General features: G+C 65.3%; 13 protein-coding genes. 8 read left to right on the plus strand and 5 right to left on the minus strand.

All coding sequences use genetic code 11. From position 1 onward, the window contains the following. Positions 1-93: 93 nt before the first annotated feature. On the minus strand, positions 94-4,560 hold the full coding sequence (locus tag HWX00_RS24985; protein ID WP_175028429.1) for a DEAD/DEAH box helicase: 4,467 nt from the start codon (positions 4,558-4,560) through the stop codon (positions 94-96). A 190-nt stretch (positions 4,561-4,750) separates the two neighbouring features. Then, positions 4,751-5,275 carry a metal-dependent hydrolase gene (locus HWX00_RS24990; protein WP_034191578.1) on the minus strand — a complete coding sequence of 175 codons (525 nt, stop codon included), beginning with the start codon at positions 5,273-5,275 and terminating at the stop codon, positions 4,751-4,753. A gap of 409 nt (positions 5,276-5,684) precedes the next feature. Between HWX00_RS24990 and ggt the strand changes: the two genes are divergently transcribed. After that, positions 5,685-7,406 (plus strand): gamma-glutamyltransferase, encoded by a 1,722-nt coding sequence (gene ggt, locus HWX00_RS24995; RefSeq protein WP_175028430.1) that lies wholly within the window; start codon positions 5,685-5,687, stop codon positions 7,404-7,406. Positions 7,407-7,662: 256 nt separating this feature from the next. On the opposite strand, the gene HWX00_RS25000 is transcribed toward ggt, so the two are convergent. After that, positions 7,663-10,086: a right-handed parallel beta-helix repeat-containing protein gene (locus HWX00_RS25000; protein WP_175028431.1), complete on the minus strand. Its 2,424-nt coding sequence runs from the start codon at positions 10,084-10,086 to the stop codon at positions 7,663-7,665. A gap of 478 nt (positions 10,087-10,564) precedes the next feature. Beyond that, positions 10,565-11,488 carry an alpha/beta fold hydrolase gene (locus HWX00_RS25005; protein WP_175028432.1) on the minus strand — a complete coding sequence of 308 codons (924 nt, stop codon included), beginning with the start codon at positions 11,486-11,488 and terminating at the stop codon, positions 10,565-10,567. A gap of 352 nt (positions 11,489-11,840) precedes the next feature. Between HWX00_RS25005 and HWX00_RS25010 the strand changes: the two genes are divergently transcribed. After that, positions 11,841-12,290, plus strand: coding sequence for a winged helix-turn-helix transcriptional regulator (locus HWX00_RS25010; protein ID WP_175028433.1), 450 nt, complete (start codon positions 11,841-11,843; stop codon positions 12,288-12,290). A gap of 213 nt (positions 12,291-12,503) precedes the next feature. On the opposite strand, the gene HWX00_RS25015 is transcribed toward HWX00_RS25010, so the two are convergent. Continuing rightward, the gene (locus HWX00_RS25015; RefSeq protein ID WP_376698773.1) at positions 12,504-13,820 is read right to left on the minus strand and encodes a TolC family protein; all 1,317 of its coding nucleotides are present in this window, start codon (positions 13,818-13,820) and stop codon (positions 12,504-12,506) included. A 378-nt stretch (positions 13,821-14,198) separates the two neighbouring features. Here HWX00_RS25015 and HWX00_RS25020 point away from each other — a divergent pair, with 378 nt between their 5' ends. The 6 genes from HWX00_RS25020 (at position 14,199) to HWX00_RS25045 (ending at position 20,746) form a co-directional block, all read left to right on the plus strand. Then, positions 14,199-14,375, plus strand: a complete 177-nt coding sequence (locus HWX00_RS25020; RefSeq protein WP_006479216.1) for a hypothetical protein — start codon at positions 14,199-14,201, stop codon at positions 14,373-14,375. Between the two features lie 225 nt (positions 14,376-14,600). Further along, on the plus strand, positions 14,601-14,786 hold the full coding sequence (locus tag HWX00_RS25025; protein WP_021159490.1) for a hypothetical protein: 186 nt from the start codon (positions 14,601-14,603) through the stop codon (positions 14,784-14,786). A 131-nt stretch (positions 14,787-14,917) separates the two neighbouring features. Continuing rightward, positions 14,918-17,038 (plus strand): peptidase domain-containing ABC transporter, encoded by a 2,121-nt coding sequence (locus tag HWX00_RS25030; protein ID WP_175028434.1) that lies wholly within the window; start codon positions 14,918-14,920, stop codon positions 17,036-17,038. After that, the gene (locus tag HWX00_RS25035) at positions 17,035-18,039 is read left to right on the plus strand and encodes a lysophospholipid acyltransferase family protein (RefSeq protein WP_034191696.1); all 1,005 of its coding nucleotides are present in this window, start codon (positions 17,035-17,037) and stop codon (positions 18,037-18,039) included. The genes HWX00_RS25030 and HWX00_RS25035 overlap by 4 nt, the downstream gene beginning before the upstream one ends. A 12-nt stretch (positions 18,040-18,051) precedes the next feature. Beyond that, positions 18,052-19,347, plus strand: a complete 1,296-nt coding sequence (locus HWX00_RS25040; protein ID WP_034191572.1) for a beta-barrel domain-containing protein — start codon at positions 18,052-18,054, stop codon at positions 19,345-19,347. Between the two features lie 4 nt (positions 19,348-19,351). After that, the gene (locus HWX00_RS25045) at positions 19,352-20,746 is read left to right on the plus strand and encodes an OmpW/AlkL family protein (RefSeq protein ID WP_175868151.1); all 1,395 of its coding nucleotides are present in this window, start codon (positions 19,352-19,354) and stop codon (positions 20,744-20,746) included. Positions 20,747-20,768 lie beyond the last annotated feature (22 nt).

Raw genomic sequence — 20,768 nt, forward strand, 5'->3', positions numbered from 1 at the left:
AGCCCGCGCGGTCAGTCGCTCGATGCTACCGGAACGATCGCGGCAATGCGGCGTGGCGATCAGTAGTCCGTGTGACGTGCGTGTCAGCCGATGTCAGCAGTGGCGCGCGAGCCGCAGGCGCGCGTCCTCGCGCGCGGCGGGCGGCAGGTCGGGCGCATAGTGGAACGTGCCCGACACGAGCGACGCGATGGGCACGCCGTCGCGGAACAGCACGCGATTGCCGGCCAGCGCCGGCACCTTGTCGCCGGGCAGCAGCGTGCCGGCGAGGTTCAGCGGGTCGGCGCCCGTCACGCACACGTATTGCCCGTCGCCCGGTTGCCGCCTGAGTTCGCGCAGGATCGGGATGGCCTCGGGCAGCGCGAACTGCTCGCCGGCGAGTCCGGCCACGAAACGTCCGCCGCGAATCTCGCCGCGCGCTTCGAGCCGTTGCAGCACGCGCACGAGTTCGCGCCAGCTCGGCAGCCAGTCGGCCTCGCGTTCGAGCAGCCGCCAGAACACGACGCCGTAACGGCGCAGCAGCGTCCAGACGATGTGTTCGAGTGCGTCGGGATCGGTCGTGGCCGGCCCGCGTTTCGGCGTGGGGCCGTCGACCGGCGGCGCGTGATGCTGCACGAGTGCCCAGCGGCCCGCGTCGTCCATCCCGCCGATCAGCGCGCCGCCGCGTCGCGTGCGCGGTGCATAGGTCGCGCCGCGCTTCACGGCCGGTTTCAGCAACGCGCGCAGGCCGGCGTAGCTGTCCGCGTTCACGAGGCCGGCCGACACGAGTTCGCCGAGCGCCTGCTCGAGCTCGACGGGCAGCATGTGCAGGTCGTCGAGCAAGGCATCGAAGAACATCGCGCCGTGCGCGGCGAGTGCCTCGCGTACCTGCGTGGCGCGTGCCGACAGCGCCGGTTGCGCATCGGGATCGCGCAGCGCTTGCCAGGCGGAAAGATGGCGGCGCGGCAGCAGCACGATCGGCGTCGTTTTCACGGGCGTGCCGGCCGCCCGTGCGGGTGCGCCGATGCGTGTCCAGACCAGCTTGCCCGAGCGGCACAGCTCGTCGAGGCCGCCGGCCATGTAGTCGGTCAGCCGCGCGGGCAGCAGCGCGTCTTCCCACGCGCTCGCCGCGGCCTCGTAGCCTTCGAGCTGTTCGACCACGGCCGCGAGTGCGTCGCGGCCCGTGCCGCGCGTGTCGGGTGTCAGGTGCTGCCAGTGGAACAGGAAGCGCATGAAATCGGCGCGTTCGACCGGTTCGATCTCGCGGCGCAGCCGCTTTACCGTATAGCGATGAATGCGCGCAAGCAGATGACGTTCGCACCATTCGTCGGTCGTCGCGCCGGGCGTGAAGCGGCCGCGCATCACGTAGCCTTCGCGCTCCAGCGCAGCGAGTGCCGTCGCGATCGCCGAAGCCGGCAGGCCGAGCGGTGCGGCGATCGCGTCGAGCGCGAGCGGCCCGAAGCCCGTGAGCCGTGCACGGATCACGTCGACGAGGGCCGCATCCGCGTCCCATGGCTGTGCGCAGGCGGCCGGTACCTTGAGCGCCGGCGTCGGGCGCGCATCGGGATGCAGCGCGCGCACGCACACGAGCCGCTCGACCGGTACCCACAGCACGGCGCCGCCCGGCGTAACGAGCTTCGTCGCGCGGCGGCGTTCGGCGAGCGCCGCGAGCAGGTCGGGCCAGCCTGCGTGTGCGTGCGCTTCGCCGTCGGTGATGCACGCGAGCGTGAGCAGCGCATCGTGCATTTCATCGGCGTCGCGCACGAGCGGCCAGGCTTCGTCGCGCACCGCGTCGATCGCGTCGGCGTCGAGCGCGCCGAGATCGTCGGCCGATTCGGGGTCGCTCCAGCGGCGCGACTGCACGGCCTGCGTGCGGCGCTCCTCGAGCGGCGCGTCGTCGAGGAACGCGTAGGGCTTCGCGTTCAGGATTTCGGCCGCGAGCGGCGACGGCGCGGACAGGTCGCGCGCGACGAGCTCGATCGCGCCGCTTTCGATCCGGCGCAGCAGCGCGAGCCAGCCGTCGGTGTCCATTGCATCGTGCAGGCAGTCGTCGAGTGTCTGGTCGACGAGCGGGTGGTGCGGAATCTCGCGTTCGCCGACGATGTTCTCGAGGCACGCGACCTGATCGGGGAACACGGTCGCGAGCAAGTCCTCGCTCTTCATCCGCTGCAGTTGCGGCGCGGTGCGCCGGCCGCCGGTGAAGCGCGGGAGCGCGAGCGCGGTCGTCGCATTCCAGCGCCAGCGCACGCCGAACATCGGCGCGTCGAGCAGCGCCTGGACCAGCACGTGCTCGGCGCTGGCCGAACGCAGGTAGCGCCACACGTCGTCGAGCGCGAAGCTGTGCGCGAGCGACAGCGACAGGATGATCGCGTCGTCGGTCGCGGCGGCCTGCAGCTCGAAGTTGAAGCTGCGGCAGAAGCGCTTGCGCAGCGCGAGCCCCCAGGCGCGATTGATGCGGCTGCCGAACGGCGAGTGGATCACGAGCTGCGTGCCGCCCGATTCGTCGAAGAAACGCTCCATCACGAGCGTGTCCTGCGTGGGCAGCGCACCGAGCGCGGCGCGGGCACGGGCGAGGTAGTCGACGATCTGGCGCGCGGCGTCCGGCGACAGGCCGAGCGCGTCGACGAGCCAGCGCAAGGCGGGCGCGAGGCGGCTTTCGGCGGAGGAGAGCGCGGTGCCCGCTTCGGCTGTCGCGTCGGGTTTCGCGTCGCTCGCGGCCTGGCCGGCCGCACGCTTGCGCCCACCGGTGCGGGCGCCTTCGCCGGCCAGCCGGTCGCCGTCGGCGAACAGCCCGTCGAGCCGCGCGCGCAGCCGGCCGACCGCCGCCGACAGTTCGTCGCTGCGCCCCGGTGCCTCGCCGAGCCAGAACGGAATGTTCGGCGACTGGCCTTGGGCGTCCTCGACGCGCACGCGGCCCGTTTCCACGCGAATGATCCGGTACGACTGGTTGCCGAGCTGGAACACGTCGCCAGCCAGGCTTTCGATCGCGAAATCCTCGTTGACGGTGCCGACCTGGATGCCCTGCGGTTCGAGCAGGACCGCGTAGTCGGCCATGTCGGGGATCGTGCCGCCCGACGTGGTCGCGGTCATCATCGCATTGCGGCGCCCGCGCACGGTGCCGCCGACCACGTCGCGATGCAGGTACGCGCCGCGCACGCCGCGACGGCTCGTGAAGCCTTCGGCGAGCATCTTCATCACTTCGTCGAAGCGCTCGCGTGTCAGCCTTGCGTACGGCGCGGCACGCGTGAAGCTCGCGTACAGCGCGTCTTCCTGCCACTCCGCACATGCGACTTCGGCCACGATCTGCTGCGCGAGCACGTCGAGCGGCGCTTCGGGAATCCGCAACGCGTCGAGTTCGCCGCGTTGCACGCAGTCGAGCAGTGCCGCGCATTCGACGAGCTCGTCGCGCGACAGCGGGAAGAGGCGCCCCTTCGGCACGCCGCCGACGTGGTGCCCCGAACGGCCGACGCGCTGCAGGAACGGCGCGATGCCGCGCGGCGAGCCGACCTGGCAGACGAGATCGACGTCGCCGATGTCGATGCCGAGTTCGAGCGACGCGGTCGCGACGAGCAGCTTCAGTTCGCCGCGCTTCAGGCGTTGCTCGGCATCGAAGCGGTGTTCCTTGGCCAGGCTGCCGTGATGCGCGGCGATCGCATCCTTGCCGAGCCGGTCGGCGAGATGGCGCGCCATGCGCTCGGCGGTGCGCCGCGTGTTGACGAACACGAGCGTCGTGCGATGCGCGGCGGCGAGCCCGGCGATGCGGTCGTACACCTGTTCCCACACGTCGGTGGCCATCACCGGTTCGAGCGGCACGTTCGGCAGTTCGAGCGCGAGGTCGCGCTCGCGCGTGTGGCCGGTGTCGACGATCGTACAGTCGCGCGGCGCATCGGCCGGGCCGCCGACCAGGAAGCGCGCGACCGCGTCGATCGGTTTTTGCGTTGCCGACAGCCCGATGCGCGGCAGCGCGCGGCCGGCCAGCGCGTCTAGGCGTTCGAGCGACAGCGCGAGATGGCTGCCGCGCTTGGACGACGCGAGTGCGTGGATCTCGTCGACGATCACCGAGCGCACGTTCGACAGCATCTGCCGCCCCGAGGTGGACGACAGCAGCACGTACAGCGATTCGGGCGTGGTGACGAGGATGTGCGGCGCGCGCTTGCGCAGTGCGGCACGCTCGGCCTGCGTGGTGTCGCCGGTACGTACCGCGGTGCGGATCGCCGGCACCGGCAGGCCGTGTTGCGCGAGCGATTCGGCGATGCCGGCGAGCGGCGCGTCGAGGTTCACATGGATGTCGTTCGACAGCGCCTTCAAAGGCGACACGTAGACGACCAGCGTGGCATCGGGCAGCGTGCCGTCGTGCGCCAGCGCATCGCGCACCAGATCGTCGAGCGCGCACAGGAACGCGGTGAGCGTCTTGCCGGAGCCGGTCGGCGCGGCGACGAGCGTCGACCGGCCGGCCTTGATGTGGGGCCACGCGAGCGCCTGCGCGCCGGTCGGCGCGGCAAACGTGCGGCGGAACCACGCGGCCACGGCCGGGTGGAACACGTCGAGCGCACGGGCGGCAGGGCGGGTAGCGGTGACGTCCATCGGAGCGTTGAAATGGGGTGCGAGTGCGCGGGCGAACCGCGCATGAATCGAATCGTCAGTGTGCCAGACGTCGCGGGTGCGTGCCGGGCAGGCCTATCGACGATTCATCTTCAGATGGGGGCTCGCGGCGCGCTTTCAACGAACCGAAAGTTGCGTGCCATTCTTCGCGTCGAATGGCGACGGATTGCAACTAAACGCGATGCAGCCAGCCGAGCCAGTGTTCGAGCAGCGGCGCGCGCGACCACAGCGATTGCGCGAGCCACAGCGTGCCGCCCCAGGCGGCGGCCACGACGATCAGGTCGCAATGCCCGCTGTTCCACAGGTTGAGCGAGTGACGCCGCCAGATCCACGGCACGCCGAGCGGGTTCGGCCAGTCGGCGAGCAGGTGCATCACGCCGCCGCAGGCGAAGCCGAACAGCGGTGCGGCCCACAGCGGATGCGGATGATGAGTCAGCCCGTGCCATCCGAGCGCAAGCAGCGCGACCCAGCCGATGCCCCAGTGCGTGACGGTGCGATGCGTGATCCACAGGCGGCGCTTGCGGGTCCACCAGGCGACTTCGAGCCAGTCGGGTGCGGTGCCGCCGGCGACGCCCGCGACGAACGCGGCGAGCATGCCGGTGTGCCAGGGGCCGGTGGCGCCGGTTTGCGCGACGAGGACGGCGGCGGCGACGCCGGCCGCGAAGCCGGACGCATGATGTGCGTTGTGTGATGCCATAGGGAGCGAGACAAGCAAACGTGAAGCGGCACGTGAACGAAACAGCGATGTCGTGCGAAAGCGGGGCGCTATCTTCTCAGATCGACCCGCGCTGCGGGAGGAGCGTGTGCAGATTTTTTTGAGTGTGCCGCGTGGCAGGCGGCGAGGTTCGCAACTTTCGGTTTTGCGCGCTGCGTGACGGCGTGCATCGGGCGCGCAACGCATGCCGTTTCGACCGATTCGTTTGGCCGTCGCGGCGCCGCAATGTGACCGCGCGCACACGATCGGCATGCCGTCGTTGCATGCCGCGTGTTCGACCCTTATTGTCCCCCTATACTACGAAGCCGGCCGATCGCCGCCGGCGCGCCGGCGGTCATCGACGGATCAGGTGCCTTTCCTGCCTGAAGGAGATCCACATGGGGGACATGCAATGACTACGCTGAATCGCTTCAAATCATCCGCTGCCGTGCTTGCGACGATGGCCGGCATCGGGTTTATGCCGAACGCGCCCGCTTATGCGAAAGGGCCGCAGCCGGCGGTCCTGACGAGTTCGGCCGTTGCGGTGGCCGACAAGTACAGCGCGGATGCCGCGGAGCGGATCTTCAAGGAAGGCGGCAACGCGATCGATGCGGCGGTTGCGATCGCCTTCACGCTCGCCGTCACGTATCCGGAAGCCGGCAACATCGGCGGCGGCGGCTTCATGACGATCTACAAGGACGGCAAGCCGTACTTCATCGACTACCGCGAGCGCGCGCCGCTCGCCGCGACGAAGGACATGTACCTCGACAAGGACGGCAACGTCGTCAAGGGCATGAGCCTGTACGGTCCGCGCGCGGTCGGCGTGCCGGGCACGGTCGCCGGCATGTGGGAAGCGCAGAAGCGCTTCGGCAAGCTGAAGTGGAAGCAGGTGCTCGCGCCGGCGATCCACTATGCGCGCGACGGTTTCGTCGTCGACGAGCAACTCGCGCAGCGCGGCGTCGATGCATCGAAGGAATTCGGTGGCAAGACCAACTTCGACAAATACTTCTCCGGGCTGAAGGCCGGCGCGAACTTCAAGCAACCCGACCTCGCCGACGTGCTCACGCGCATCGCGAACGACGGCGCGGGAGGTTTCTACAAGGGCAAGACGGCCGAACTGATCGCCGCGTCGATGAAGACCGGCGACGGCAACGGGCTGATCACCACCGAGGATCTCGCGCAGTATCGTGCGGTGTGGCGCCAGCCGGTGCAGGCGAAGTGGAACGGCTACGACGTGATCACCGCGCCGCCGCCGAGCTCGGGCGGCATCGGCCTTGTGCAGTTGCTGAAGATGAAGGCCGACCTCAAGCAGGACTTCGAGGGCGTGAAGCTCAATTCGCCGCAGTACATCCACCTCGTCGCGGAAATCGAGAAACGCGTGTTCGCGGACCGTGCGCAGTATCTCGGCGATCCCGACTTCTACAAGGTGCCGATCGCGCAGCTGACCGACGACGCCTACATCGCGAAGCGGGCGGCCGAGGTCAACCCGAAGGAGCCGTCGGACACGAAGAGCGTGCAGCCGGGCCTCGGCACGACGATGCCGGAGAAGGCCGAAACGACGCACTTCTCGGTCGTCGACAAGTGGGGCAACGCGGTGTCGAACACGTACACGATCAACGGATACTTCGGCTCGGGCGTGATCGCCGACGGCACGGGCATCGTGCTGAACGACGAGATGGACGACTTCTCCGCGAAGCCGGGTGTCGCGAACATGTTCGGCGTGGTCGGCAGCGACGCGAACGCGATCGAACCGAAGAAGCGCCCGCTGTCGTCGATGTCGCCGACGATCATGACGAAGGACGGCAAGGTGTCGCTCGTGATCGGCACGCCGGGCGGCTCTCGCATCTTCACGTCGATCTTCCAGGTGATCAACAACATCTATGACTTCAAGATGCCGTTGAAGGAAGCGGTCGGCGCGATGCGCTTCCATCACCAGCTGCTGCCGCCGAACACGATCTTCTGGGAGCCGTACCACCCGATCGAAGGCGAGCTCGCGAAGCAGATCGAGGCGCGCGGCTACACGCTGAAGGGGCAGGATTTCAGCGGCGACATCCAGGTCATCAAGATCGACGGCAAGACGCCGGAAGCGATGGCCGATCCGCGCGGGCGCGGTGTGACACGGGTTATTCGCTGACGGGAGCCTGTTGCGTGATCGCCGCGGCGGTCGCGCGAACGGCGCTTGACGTCGGGCAAGAGTCCGGCGCGGATAAGACGGTGAGCCCGATCCCCACCGAGCAGACTACGCCGAGTGGGGTCGGGCGATTTTGCGTTGCCGTTGCACTGCTGCTGTTCTGCCGGAACGGAACTTGCGTCGATCCAGACCCAAGGTGGGAGCGCGGTGTGTCGTATCCGGTCTGTACCCCCGCGTCAATCCCGCAGTCGCGTACGTGCTATTGCCCCAGTCTCGGAATCATCGTGACAGTGGGGGCGACGGTATAGGCCACCGTCATTGCGTCGCCCGACTTGAGATCGATCATTCCGTTCGTCAAGCCGCTCGCATAGGCGGCTTGCCCGTTTCGGGAGACATTGATTGACAAGACGGTGCCTCCGGCGATCGACATGCTGACCGCGCTCAGGTTGTTGTTCGTGAACGTCCACGGCGAAGCGCCGACTGTCGGAAAAACGAGATCCATCTGCACATAGGGAGCGGCAAACCCGTTTTGGGCGAAATTGTCTTCATTCCACGATATGTTGTTCCACGAAGCAGCATAAATAAAGTTGCCGACTGCTCGGGGATAATTGACCGGTTGAGCCAGATAATTTCCTCTCAATTTGAGGGATGCCCCTGCCGAGAGTGTTGCGATCGTGATAAGACAGCCAAATGCGTTGCAGCAACCGATGTTTTCTCCAATGTTGCTATTAATGTCCGTAGAATGCGAGCACGAACCATCGAAATAAATACCGTCCTTCGCGATACCGGATAGTTGATTATTCGAAACGATACACTCGCTAGTGGCAGACAGGAAGATTCCGGCGGATGTGCTCAATGAACCTGTTCCGGTGAATGTAATGGATGCGCCGTTTGCAATTCCGCTGCCGGTGAAATTGTTGGACAGCGTGACGGTCGGGCCATTTCCGTTACCGGAGACCGACGCCACGTAAGTGCCGACCGGGATATTCGTTCCGGATACGCCTTGTCCCACCGCACAGCCGCGTGCCGACGGATACGGTGTAAACGTCAGCGTATTGGTCCCTGCCGCCGCTGCGGCCGAGGTCGTGATCGTTTGAGATGTCGTGCAGACCATCGGCGTAAAGACGATGGATGCACCGCTCGCGACGGTGCCGGTCGTCGCCTTGCTGAGCGTCACCGAGGTCGCCGTCACACCAGTCACGAAGGTGCCGGCCGCGATGTTGGTCCCGCTGACGCTTTGTCCGATCGACACGCCTGTCGTTTCGTTGCCGGGCGACCCGAAACCGTAGTTGTCGTTATAGGTGACGCCGGTTGTCGAGGCGAATGTCAACGACGTAGCGGCACTCGCAGTGGAAGCGGTTGTCACGATCGTCGCACCGAACAGTCCGACACCGGAAAAGACCACGATTCCGCCACTCGGTACGGTTGCATTCTGGCTCAGCGTGACTGTCGATACACCTGCCGATACGACCGTGCCTATCGCTATGCTCGTCGATCCATTGAAATACCACGCCGTCATCCCGACCGCGACACCCGGGGTATTGGCGAAGTTCAGCGTCGTCGATGCCGAGGTCGCACTGATCGTCGTCAACGTGAATCCGTTCTTGTTGTTCGGATCCCAGCCATTGACTATCGCGTTCTGTGAAATGTTGACCTGAATATGGGTGCCGCCGGATGCCCCTAAAAAGATCGGATATCCCGCCGAATTCTTGATCGTGTTGTTGATGATTGAAATGTTGGAGTTGTTGGATCCATTGGCTGTGGTTAAATGCAACGCCCCGTAAGAATTTGGGGCGTTCGGAAGGTTGGGGCGGGCGACGATATCGGATGATATGCCGCACGTATCCAGGATGTTGTCGGTTACTTTTATATTGTCGTTGCCGTACGTTTGATAGCCGGATTCCGAGGCAATATAAATTCCCGCGCACTGGGAGTTATAAATATGGTTTCCGGAGACCGTCAGGTCTTGAGCGCCAACAATGGCAATGCCGCGTGCATATTTGGTCTGATCGACACGATTGTTTGCAATGATGATGCGGCGGGGGCGGGCACGATCGCTTTGATATCCGACAATAGCAAACGCGTCATCGCCACCATTGATCACTTCGTTGTTTACGATCGTAATGTCCGAACTTGCTCCGGTAACATGGAAGCCGTCGTGCCAGATATTGAGCACCGTATTTCCGAATACTTTCCCGTTCACACAGGCACGCATCATGATAGCCTGACTCGCGGCGTTGTTGATCTGGCATCCGGATATCTCGAACTGGCTGCACGCTTCCAAATTGATTGGCCCGGCGTTTTCGTTGGCATAGTATCCGGTCGCGTTTTTCGAGAAAAACCGCAAATTCTGGATTTTTAAATTGCTGATGTTTTTCCAGTATATTGATGAATTTTGGCCTTGCGATGTAGTGCACTGGAGAACTGAATTCAAGCCGGCCCCGATAATCGATGCGGTTGCAGTCAGTGTATTGCTGTATAGATAGACGCCGGGAGGGAAATAAAGAGGCGTCCCGGCATTGAATGCTACTTGGAGCGCTGCTGTATCGTCGGTCACGCCGTCGCCCATGACGCCGAACCGTCTTACACTCGTCGGAAGGTCGACCAACTCCTGTAAAAGCGTGCGCGGAATCAGTCCGGTTGCCGTGCCTACGATATAGGTTGCCGGGATTTCTGTTGTCATTGGAATACTCCTTGTTATCGCAATTAATCAACGGGAATTAAAATGAGATTTTTTAATGATCGGCGACCATTCCGATTGAATTCACCGTTTGAGCGGTACGGGAAAAATTGACCCTTGCAATGGAGTTCGCCGATTCATCTTCGAGATTTCAAGATCGATACTCCGTTCATTTGATTAAATGAAAAGATGCGAGCAGGATTCATGATACGTCTTGAGTCCGAGGTGGGCGTGATTTATTTGAGAACGGTGCGGAAGACAACAGATTATATTTCCGGGCGGAGCGGACGATTATATTTGCGGCGACTACTGGTCGCCTTAAACGTACGCCAGCATGACAATGGATGTCCGCTGTAATGGTACGTCGTCGACAGGCACCGAAAATTGCCCGGCGCGATTGGTGTCCGCACCGGAATCCAATCCGGTGAATGGTCGCCGGAAGGAAACGCGTTGCGAAGCTTGCTCCGGCGATGACCGGCGTTCAAGCGGTGGCCCGGATGAAGCCGGCGATCCGCTTGGCGATGGTGTCGGGCGCATCCTCGAAGCAGTAGTGCCCGACGCCCGCCAGCCGCTCGACGGGCGCGGACGGAAACAACGCGGTGAAAAGCGGCAGGAAGTGTTCCGCGCCGAGCGTCCGGTCGGCATCTCCCCAGAGCGCGAGCGCGGGTTTGCCGCGTATCGCGCGCAGTGCCGCCGCATCGGGCTCCTCGAACCGGTGCGCGCCGGCGGCAAAGCCGCGGGCCCAGCCGATCGCGCCGAGACAGTCGGCCGGTTGCGCGAACGGCGCTCCGTACGCGGCGATCCACGTGTCGGTGATGACCGCGTGGTTCTCGAACCCGTTCAGCTTCAGCGTGCTCAGGATGTTGAAGCCGAGCTGACCGAGCACCGTTTCGAGCGTATCGTCGGCCGCCGCGCGCATGATCCACTGGAACCACGGCGCCTCGCGAGCATTCGCATTCAGGCGCTCGACGAGATCGGGCTGGCCGAACGGCGTTGGTCCGTTCGCCGACACGATGCGCCGGATCCGGTCCGGATGACGTGCGGCGAGCCCCATGCCAACCGGGCCGCCGAAATCGTGCATCACGAGCGTGATGCGCTCGAGGCCGCGCGCGAGCACGAAGCGCTCGAGGTTGTCGATGTGGTCCTGCAGCCAGTAGCTGCGGTCCCGCGGCGTCGCGCTTTTGCCGAATCCCATGTGATCGGGCACGACGACGCGGTACGTCGGACGCAGCGTTGTCACCAGATGGCGGAACAGGTAACCCCACGTAGGTTCGCCATGCAGGCACAGGACGGTTTCGCCGTCGCGCGGTCCTTCGTCCACGTAGTGCATCCGGAAGCCGGATGCATCGTCGAAATGCGGGGCGAAGGGAAAGGTGCCGTCGAACGCGGCATCGGACCGGATCATCGAACGCTCCTTCGGTAGTCGAGTAGTTTGGTTTCAATGTGAAACCGAATGGAAGCGTAGGACATGAGGTTTCAAGTTGCAACCAGAAGCGCGATCCGGTCGACTGCCGCCGGGTGTCGTCGTTGATGCGTGGCGAAGCGTCGGAAAGCGATGATGGCGTGATTGACGAATCAATCGGCTTGAATCTCAGGCCAATCGGAGTCGAAACCTCCGCGCCGTTCGCCGATCGCGAACAGTCGGGTTTGCCCCATTGATCTTTGGGTAGACGGGTTTTATATTGCAACCATTCATTTCAGTGGAAAACGACTGCCGCTCAGCCTGACCACAGGGAACGGCGTAACCGCACGCACCGATGAACCGACGAACCACGCACGAAGATTCCCTTTGCGGCGTTGCCCGCCCGCTCGATGCGATCGGCGACGGGTGGTCGCTGCTGATCGTGCGTGACGCGTTCGACGGGCTGAGCCGTTTCGGCGAATTCCAGAAAAACCTCGGCCTCGCGAAGAACATCCTGGCCGCCCGTCTGCGCAATCTGGTCGCGCAGGGGATCATGGACATCGTGCCGGCCGCCGACTGCGGCGCGCATCACGAGTACGTGCTGACCGAGAAGGGGCGCGGGCTGTTTCCGCTGCTGGTCGCATTGCGGCAGTGGGGTGAGGATTTCTGCTTCGAACCGGACGAGGCGCACGTGCTGCTCGTCGACCGGAAAACCGGACTGCCGATCAGGAAGCTGGAGCTTCGTTCGCAGGACGGGCGCGTGCTCGGGCCGGAAGACACGGTCGTGCTGCCGCCGCCCGGCTGACATGCGGGATCGCCTTCCGGCTGCATGCTGGCCGCTTGAAGCGGCTTCTCGCAGGCCTCGGCGAAGCGCTTCGTCGCTCTGCGGTAGCGGCCGCGCCGCGCCGGTTTTTCCAGTCGGGGGCCGCCGCGGCATTCGCAGCGGACCCGCCGGCGAGGCACACGCAACACCAGCGGGTTTCGAACCGCGGCAGATCGTGCATGCATCGAGCCGCCGTCAGCTCCGGTCGTTCGCCGCGTTGCTTTCGAGAAAGCTGTCCACCGCGATCAGCGACTGCTCGTCGAGCGTGCCGAGCACGCTTTTCAGCTTCAGTTGCAGCTTCAGCGCATCGAGGTAACTGTCGAACAGCTTCTGCCGGATACCCGAGATGTCCCGCCGCAGGTTCAGCGTTTCGTACGTCGTGCTGTAACCGACCTGATGCGCTTTCATCGACGAATCGTACGCGAGCCGCGCGGCCTGCAGCGACTGCTGCAGCGCGCGGATGCGCTTGCCGACCGATTCGAGCGCGGACAGCGCCTCGCGATGATCGGTGCCCAGTTGCTCCTCGACCTCGCGCAGCCGGTTGCGGTATTGCTCGGTCACGTGCTCGGCTTCCACCTGCCGGTAGTACACGCTGCCGCCGGAGAAGATCGGAATCGTCACCTGCACGCCGAACGCGCTCTGATGGAAGTCGGACCGATCGGTGAGCCCGCGCAGGTTCGGGTTGAGCCCGCGCGAATACGACGCGAACAGGTCGACGGTCGGCAAGTGCTCGGCGCCGACGCGCTTGGCGGCGAGCCGCGCGACCTGTACGTCGCGATACGCCTGACGGTACGCGGGGTTGTCCTGCGGCGCGTAGTCGCCGGACGGAATGCGCGGCGACGACCCGCGCATCGCGAGCCGGGGCCAGCGCGTGAAGTCGATCGTCGAGCCGAGCAGTGTCTCGTAGCGTGCGCGCCGCGCGTCGACGTCGGTCTGCGCGAGCGCTTCGTCGGATTGGGCGAGGCTGCGGCGCGCCTCGATTTCGGCGGTGTCGCCGATCGTCTTCATCCCGAGTTGCGCCATGCGCCGCGTGTCGCTTTCGAGCCGTGCCAGCGCGCTGACCTCGTCGTCGGCCGACTGCAGTTTCTCGCGCGCGCTCAGCAGGTCGAAGCACGCGTTCGCGACGCGCAGGATCAGGTCCTGCTTCGCGACCTCGAGTTTCTGCTTCGCCGATTCCTCGTACTCGGTCGCGCGCCGCATGTCGTACAGGTAGGGCACGTTGAACAGGGCCTGCGTGATCTGGGCGGAACCGTATGCGGCATTGCTCGAGCCGCTGACGTCGATGCCGAACAGGTTCGCATGCGTACCGTAGCGCCCCCATTCGAGTTGCGCGGCGGCTTGCGGCAGCATCTGCGCGCGCGCTTCGGGGAATTTCTGGCGGGCCGCGTCGTATTCGCTGCGCGCCTGCAGATAGCGCGGATCGTGCACGGATGCGTACTGGTAGGCGGTGTCGAGGCAGAACGCGTGCGCGTTCGTGGTCGTACCGATAACCGTTACAGCGATCAGTGTCATGGTTGCAAGTCGGGGATTCCACCTAGTTGGAAATCTTGATAAGGAAATACCCGCATTCCGCGTTGCCGATCCGCCATTCGCGCGCCTCGTTTCAAACATCGCCGTCTCCGTCTCCTGCCCGTGCCGCAACGCATTGCGGCGGGATTTAAACGTTTTGAAATTGAAATTCAAAAAAACATGAATGTCGCTTAGCCGTCATACATCGGAAATTGCGACTGTAAGAGTGTGTCCTCCATTGAACTCCGATGCGACAGCATGATAGCCTGATTTCGGCTGGTAATCGCGGTGATTATTAGATTAACAAGTCGCTAGGGATTAAAAGCCGTTTGTCTTTCAATGAAGGTTCTTTGCATCATCTTTATTTTTTACGAGGAGAGAATGATGAAGGTCATGACGACGGAACAGGTCAGGAATGTGCATGGCGGCGGGGCGATCAGCTCGCTGGGCAGCCTCGCCGTTGACGCCGCGCCGGTGGTGACCGCGCTCGGCCAGTTCCTGCCGAGCCTCGGCAATTACCTGCAGAACCCGAAGACGTTCAACAACACCGGCAAGTAACCGCCGTGCGCGGGGAGGCGCCCCCCGCGCGAGATGCCGCGAAACAGAAGGAAAAGAATCGATCGCCGCAGAGGCAATTAAGCGACTCCGGAATGCATTATTTCGGAATCGGGCGATTATCAGGAGGCAGGAGTGCCGGATTATCTCCGTAATAAAGTAAACGGTCATTGAGTTTTCGATTGGCTGACGGCTGCAGGCATTCCGACAATATAAAGGCCACAACAAATGCGAGACATCACGGAAGAACAGGCCCGCCAGATTCGTGGCGGCGCGTCGCTTTACTCCAATTCGGCTGCCTATACGGTCGATCTCGTCAACCAGTCGATCGGGACCACGCTGCAGGGCCTGATGACCCAGTACCAGGCCCGCGCCGTCGAACAGTTCCGGATGTCGCTCGGCTCGTCGCGCTGAGCGGCCGGTAACACCGGTCTTCCGCCGCAGCCGGCAGTGCGCCGGCTGCGCCCATGCGTATCGCGCACGACCCGCCACGGGCCCGCACGGCAGGCCCGGGCGGCGTGTCGTCGCGCCCCGGGTGCCCGACCATGCTCTTCAATACGCGCAAAGTCCGTCCGGTCCTGCAGGACGAGGTGACGGAGTGCGGCCTGGCCTGCCTCGCGATGATCGCGTCGTGGCACGGGCGCGAAACGACGTTGCGCACGCTGCGCAATCGCTATCCGGTGCGGATCGATTCCGGGCTGTCGTTCTTCGACCTGATGGAGATCTCGAACGATCTCGGGCTGCGCGCGCGCGGGTTGCAGTTCGACGCGGGAGAACTCGACGCGCTCAAGACGCCGTGCATCCTGCATTGGGGGATGAACCACTATGTCGTGCTGACGAAGGTCGGCTACGGCAGCGTGCACATCGTCGACCCCGCGCTCGGCGAGACGAAGCTGCCGCTCGCGCAGGCGCTCACGCACATCACCGGTTATGCGCTCGAACTGAATCCGGACATCGGCTTCACGCGAGCGGGACCGACCGACCGGATCCGGTTGCGCGACTACCTCGCAGGGCTGACGGGCATCCGCAAGAGCCTCGCGATCGGCATCGCGGGCGGCGTCGCCGCGCAGCTCCTGCTGCTGCTCGGCCCGTCGTACGTGCAGCTGACGATCGACGAGGCGCTGAAGAAGACCGACGTCGACATCCTGTACCTGCTGACGATCCTGTTCGCGATCGTGTTCCTGTTCGACACGCTGTACGCGAACCTCGTCGGCAACATCAAGAGCTACCTGCGCAACATCGTGTCGCAGCAGCTGTCGGCGAACATGGTCGGCCATCTCGCGCGGCTGCCGATCGGCTATTTCCTGTTCCACAACACCGGCGATTCGATTTCGCGCGTGTCATCGGTGTCGGAGGTCGGGCGCTTTCTCGTCGACGGGCTGGTCGGCGGGCTGCTGAATATCGTCACCTGCACGCTGACGCTCGTGCTGATGTTGTACTACAGCCCGGTGCTGGCCGGCATCAGCCTCGCGGGGATGGTGCTGTTCGCGCTGAGCCGGCTCGCGATCCAGCCGCGGCTGCAGGACGCGATGTCGCAGATCCTCACGCGCGGCGCGCAAGCCGATGCGCTGCTGATCGAGAACATCCGTTCCGCGCATTCGATCAAGCTGCTGTCGGCCGAGACCGCGCGCAGCAGCCTGTGGGTCAACGCGTTCACGCAGAAGCTGCAGGCGATGCGCCAGCAGGAGCGGCTGCAACTGCTGTTCGATGCGATCTCGAAAGGGATCGTGCACGTCGAGCAACTCGTGATCGTCACGTACGGCGCGTGGCTCGTGATGCACGGACAGAGCACGATCGGCGTGATCTACGCGTTCATCCAGTACAAGAACCTGTTCGCGGACAAGTTCATCGATTCGATCCAGCTCCATGTGCGCCGCAAGGTGCTGCAGGTGCACATGGACCGCGTCGCCGACGTGCTGCAGACCGAGACCGAGGAGCCCGCGCCGGATGCGGTCGTACGGCCGGTCGACGGATTCGACGGTGCGCTGTCGATCCGCGCGCTGTCGTACACGCCGAAGGGCGGCAACCGTCCGATCCTGCGCGACATCGCGCTCGACGTGCCGGCCGGCGCCAAGATCGCGATCGTCGGCCGCACCGGCAGCGGCAAGACGACGCTGTTGAACCTGATCTGCGGGCTCGTGCGCCCGGACCCGGGCACGCTGTTCGTCGGCGGCGTCGATCTCGCGGAAGTGAACCTGCGGCAGTACCGCAAGCATCTCGCGGCCGTCATGCAGTCCGACCAGCTGTTTCGCGGGACGATCCGCGACAACATCACGAACTTCGCGCCGGCGCCGCGGATCGGCGCGATGTTCGACGCGGCGAAGCTCGCCTGCATCCACGACGAGATCGAGCGGCTCGACCATCGCTACGACACGCCGCTCGGCGATACGCAGAAGTTCCTGTCGGCCGGCCAGATGCAACGGCTGCTGATCGCGCGGGCGCTGTATTGCGAGCCGCGCCTGCTGATCCTCGACGAGTTTTCGTCGAACCTCGACCAGGCGACGACGCACGAGATCTGCCGCAACGTGTTGACGCTGCCGTGCACGATCGTGCTCGTCACGCACGACGCGTCGATCCTGTCGATGGTCGACCGCATCTACCAGATGCACGACGGCGTATTGACCGACGCGACCGGCGCGTGGCACGCGGCCGAGGAGGCACGGTGATGCTCGGGCGGCTCTTCCTGCTCAATCCGTTCTCGTATGCGTTCCTGCTGCGCCGCGCGGTGCGTGCGGTCGCGCTGCGTACGTCGCCCGCGTTCGGGCTGCGGCTGATGCGCTGGTGCTCGGGCGCATGCCTGCGCTGCTTTCCGCCCATTCGCGAATCGATCGAACGCGCGGTCGCCTACATGCTGAGCGCGCACCTGAACGACGATCCGCGGCGCGTGCGGGAAGTTTCGGCCGCGATCGTGCGCGAGCTGTTCGAGGCCGAGTTCGCCGGACTCAAGCTGCGCACGCACAGCCTCGCGTCGATGAAGTCGATGATCGACGGGATGGCGTGCGAAGGCGACGATCAATTGCGCGCGGCGCTCGCACGCGGCGGCCCGCTGATGCTCGCGGGGCTGCACTTCGGCAACCTGATGCTGTTCGTCACGAAACTGCGCTTCATGATTCCCGACGACCGCAAGCTGATGGTGATCCTGCATCGCGACGCGCCCGGCGCGTTCTTCGACGATGCGCTGCGGCTCGTCGCCGAGTACGGCGCGGGCGACGTCGAGTTCATCGACATCGAGGAGCGCGTGCATCTGCGGCGGCTGATCACGAGCCTGCGGCGCGAAGCGCCCGTGTTCCTGCTGTTTTCCGACCTGCACGGCAAGTTCGGCAAGACCAACCGCTGCCGGCTCGGCGGGCGCTGGGTGCGGATGGCCGGCGGCGGCGTGAAGCTCGCGGTCGAACAGGGGATTCCGCTGCTCGTCGCGTATGCGACGGGCGTGCCGTTTCGCGATCGCTGCGCGGTGCATTTCACCGGGCTCGCGGCCAGCCCGCTCGCGCCGATGCTCGGGGCGGACGACGACGCATCGCCGGTGCGCGCGACGCACCAGCGCATCGTCGACCGCCTCGAACAGGCGCTCGTGCGCCAGCCCGAGCAATGGCATTTCTGGGAACACTTCACGCCTTACCTGATGCCGACGCCGCTGCTCGATGCGGCCGCGCGGCGTCGCGCCTGACGAGCCTGCCCCATGCCGATCTGGAATTCCGCCCTCCAAGAACAGAAGCCGTCGCGCAAGCTCGCGCGCGGCACCACTTTCGGCACCGTGATCCACGGCGTCGTCGACGTGCCGGTGTCGATGCGGTTTTTCTGCTACCTGTCGCTGGCGATGTTCGCGATGTTCGTGACGGCGCTCGTCGAACTGAGCTACGCGAATACCGAGAGCGTGTCGGGGATGCTGACGCCGCGCTCGGGGCTGATCGGCGTCGGCGCGCCGCCGGGCTGGGCGGTGCGCGACATCTACGTCGGCAAGGACCAGCAGGTGAAGGCCGGCCAGCGGCTGATGGCGGTGACGCGCGACACGAGCTTCGTCAGCCAGGCGAACAACGTGCAGGGCATGCGTGCGGCGCTCGACCGGCAACGCGTGGAGGTGACGCAGCAGATCGACGCGGCACGGCTCGAATACCGGTCGTCGGTGCAGCAGATCAACCAGCAGATCGCCGCGCAAGGCGAGAGCCGTGGGCTGATCGATCGGCAGATCCAGGACCAGAAGCGCATCGTCGACGAGTACGGCGAACGGCGCGCACGCGTGAAGCAGCTGCTCGACGAGCAGGTCGTGACGCTCGAACAGTACAACCAGGTCAACACGCAGTACCTGCAGGCCGGGCAGGCGTACCAGGACCTGCTGCTGCGCCGCGCCGAGCTCGCGAAGAACGCGATGAAGCTGCGCGGCGACCTCGACACGATGCAGAGCAAGTACGACGGCGCGAACGCGGAACTGAAGATCAAGCAGGAGGAGCTGAACGCGAAGGAATACAACATCGACGAGAACGTGAACCAGGTGCTGTACGCGCCGGCCGACGGGCAGATCGTGCGGCTCGACGTCGTGCAGGGCGGTGTGATCGACCCGCCGGGCACGCGCGTCGTCGAGATCCTGCCCGCGCAGGCCGACGGGCTGATCGCCGAGGTCTACATTCCGTCGTCGAAGGCCGGCTTCGTGAAGAAGGGGCAGGAAGTGAAGGTTGCGTACGCAAGCTATCCGGTCGAGAAGTTCGGCACCTATCGCGGCAAGGTGCTGTCGATCTCGCCGGTCGCGTTTTCGGCGAAGGAGCTGAACCTGCCGGGCGATGCGGCCGCGCCGCAGACCTACTTCAAGACCTGGGTCGAACTCGCCGATCGAACGCCGTCCTTCGAGGGGCGGCCGCTGTCGCTGCGGGCCGGGATGATGCTGAAGGCCGACGTCGTGCTGGAGCGGCGCAGCCTGCTCGAATGGCTGTTCGAGCCGCTGTACCGGATCCGCCAGCGCCTGTTCGGCGTGCCGGCCTGAGCCGATGGCGAATCGCGACATTACCCGCCGCCGCGCGCGGCCGGGCGCCGTGCGTCCGTTGTCGCGCTGGCTCGGCGCGACGCTGTTCGCGTGCGCGGCTGCCGCGCACGGCGCGCCGCAGCCGGACGGCGATGCCGCGCCGCGCTGGCAGGCCGGTGCCGACGGGATCGGCTTCTGGCCGGGCGGCGATGCGGACGGGTTCGACGCGAGCGCGTGGGCGACCGATGCAGGGCTGGCGCGCGGCGGGCGCGATGGCGCTGCGGCCGGCGTGCCGCCGCTCGACGCCGTCCCGTTGAGCGCACGCAAGATCACGCTCGGGCAGCGCACCGGTGAAGCGGGGCGCGCGTGCGCGGGAGCGCGCGACGATGGCGTCGACGGTATCGGCTTCGACGACAACGGCGCGGACGACGGCTGCGCGCCGGCCGCGCCGCGCGAGGCAACGGCGGATGACGCATCGGCTGGCGGCGTGGTCCACGCCGGCCGGATGCCGTACGAACTGCATCCGGTCGATCCGTCGCGGCTGCCCGATCTGCCGGCCGCGCAGGCGCCGCCGTTGCTCGAGCAGCTGATGGGCGACGACCGCAACATGGTCGGCCTCGGCTGGCACTTCGTCGGGACGACCGGCCGGTCGACGCCCGTGACGACGCATACCGACGCGCTCGGGCTGAACAGCTTCCAGAACGCCGGGTCGAGCCTGTCGCTCAGCAATACGAACACGCTGGCGTTCACGTTCACCCACTTTTTATCGGAGAACTGGGCGGCCGAACTCGGCGCGGGCATTCCGCCGGTGCTGACGCTGCGCGGGCACGGCAGCATCGCGCTGCCGCTCGAGCGCATCTTTGCCGGCGTCCAGGGGCGTCTTCCGCTGATCGACCTTGCGAACACGCAAAGCAATCCGCTCGCGACCACGCGCGCGTGGCTCGGGTCCGTCGTGTTCAAGTACTACCTCGGCGAGCGCGACGATCGCTTCCGGCCGTTCGCGGGCATCGGCGTCAGCTACACGCGCTTCACGAACACGAACCTGAACCCCGTGTTCCAGCGCAAGCTCGCGTCGCTCGGCGGGCTGCTCGCGGCAGGCGCGGACATCGGCAGCCTGCAGTCGCTGTTGCTCGACCCGGCGATGTTCCAGCGGATCTGGGATGCCGGCGGCGACCTGCTGCTGTCGGGGCGGACCAATGTATCGGCGAAGGTGAAGAGCGTCTGGGAGCCGGTGTTCACCGTCGGCGCGAGCTACCAGATCACGCGCCGGCTCTGGATCACGGGGATGGTCACCTATATCCCGCTGCGGACGAAGATCACGCTCGACATCAGCCAGCCGAACCGGACGCTTGCATCGAACACCTTCGATATTTCGGCCAATCCGGTGCTGGCCAGCGTGCTGCTGAACTTCCGCTTCTGACGGTCCCGGCGGCCGGTTTTCA

Origin of the sequence: Burkholderia seminalis DSM 23518, assembly GCF_902832885.1 — a bacterium.
Lineage (GTDB): Bacteria > Pseudomonadota > Gammaproteobacteria > Burkholderiales > Burkholderiaceae > Burkholderia > Burkholderia seminalis.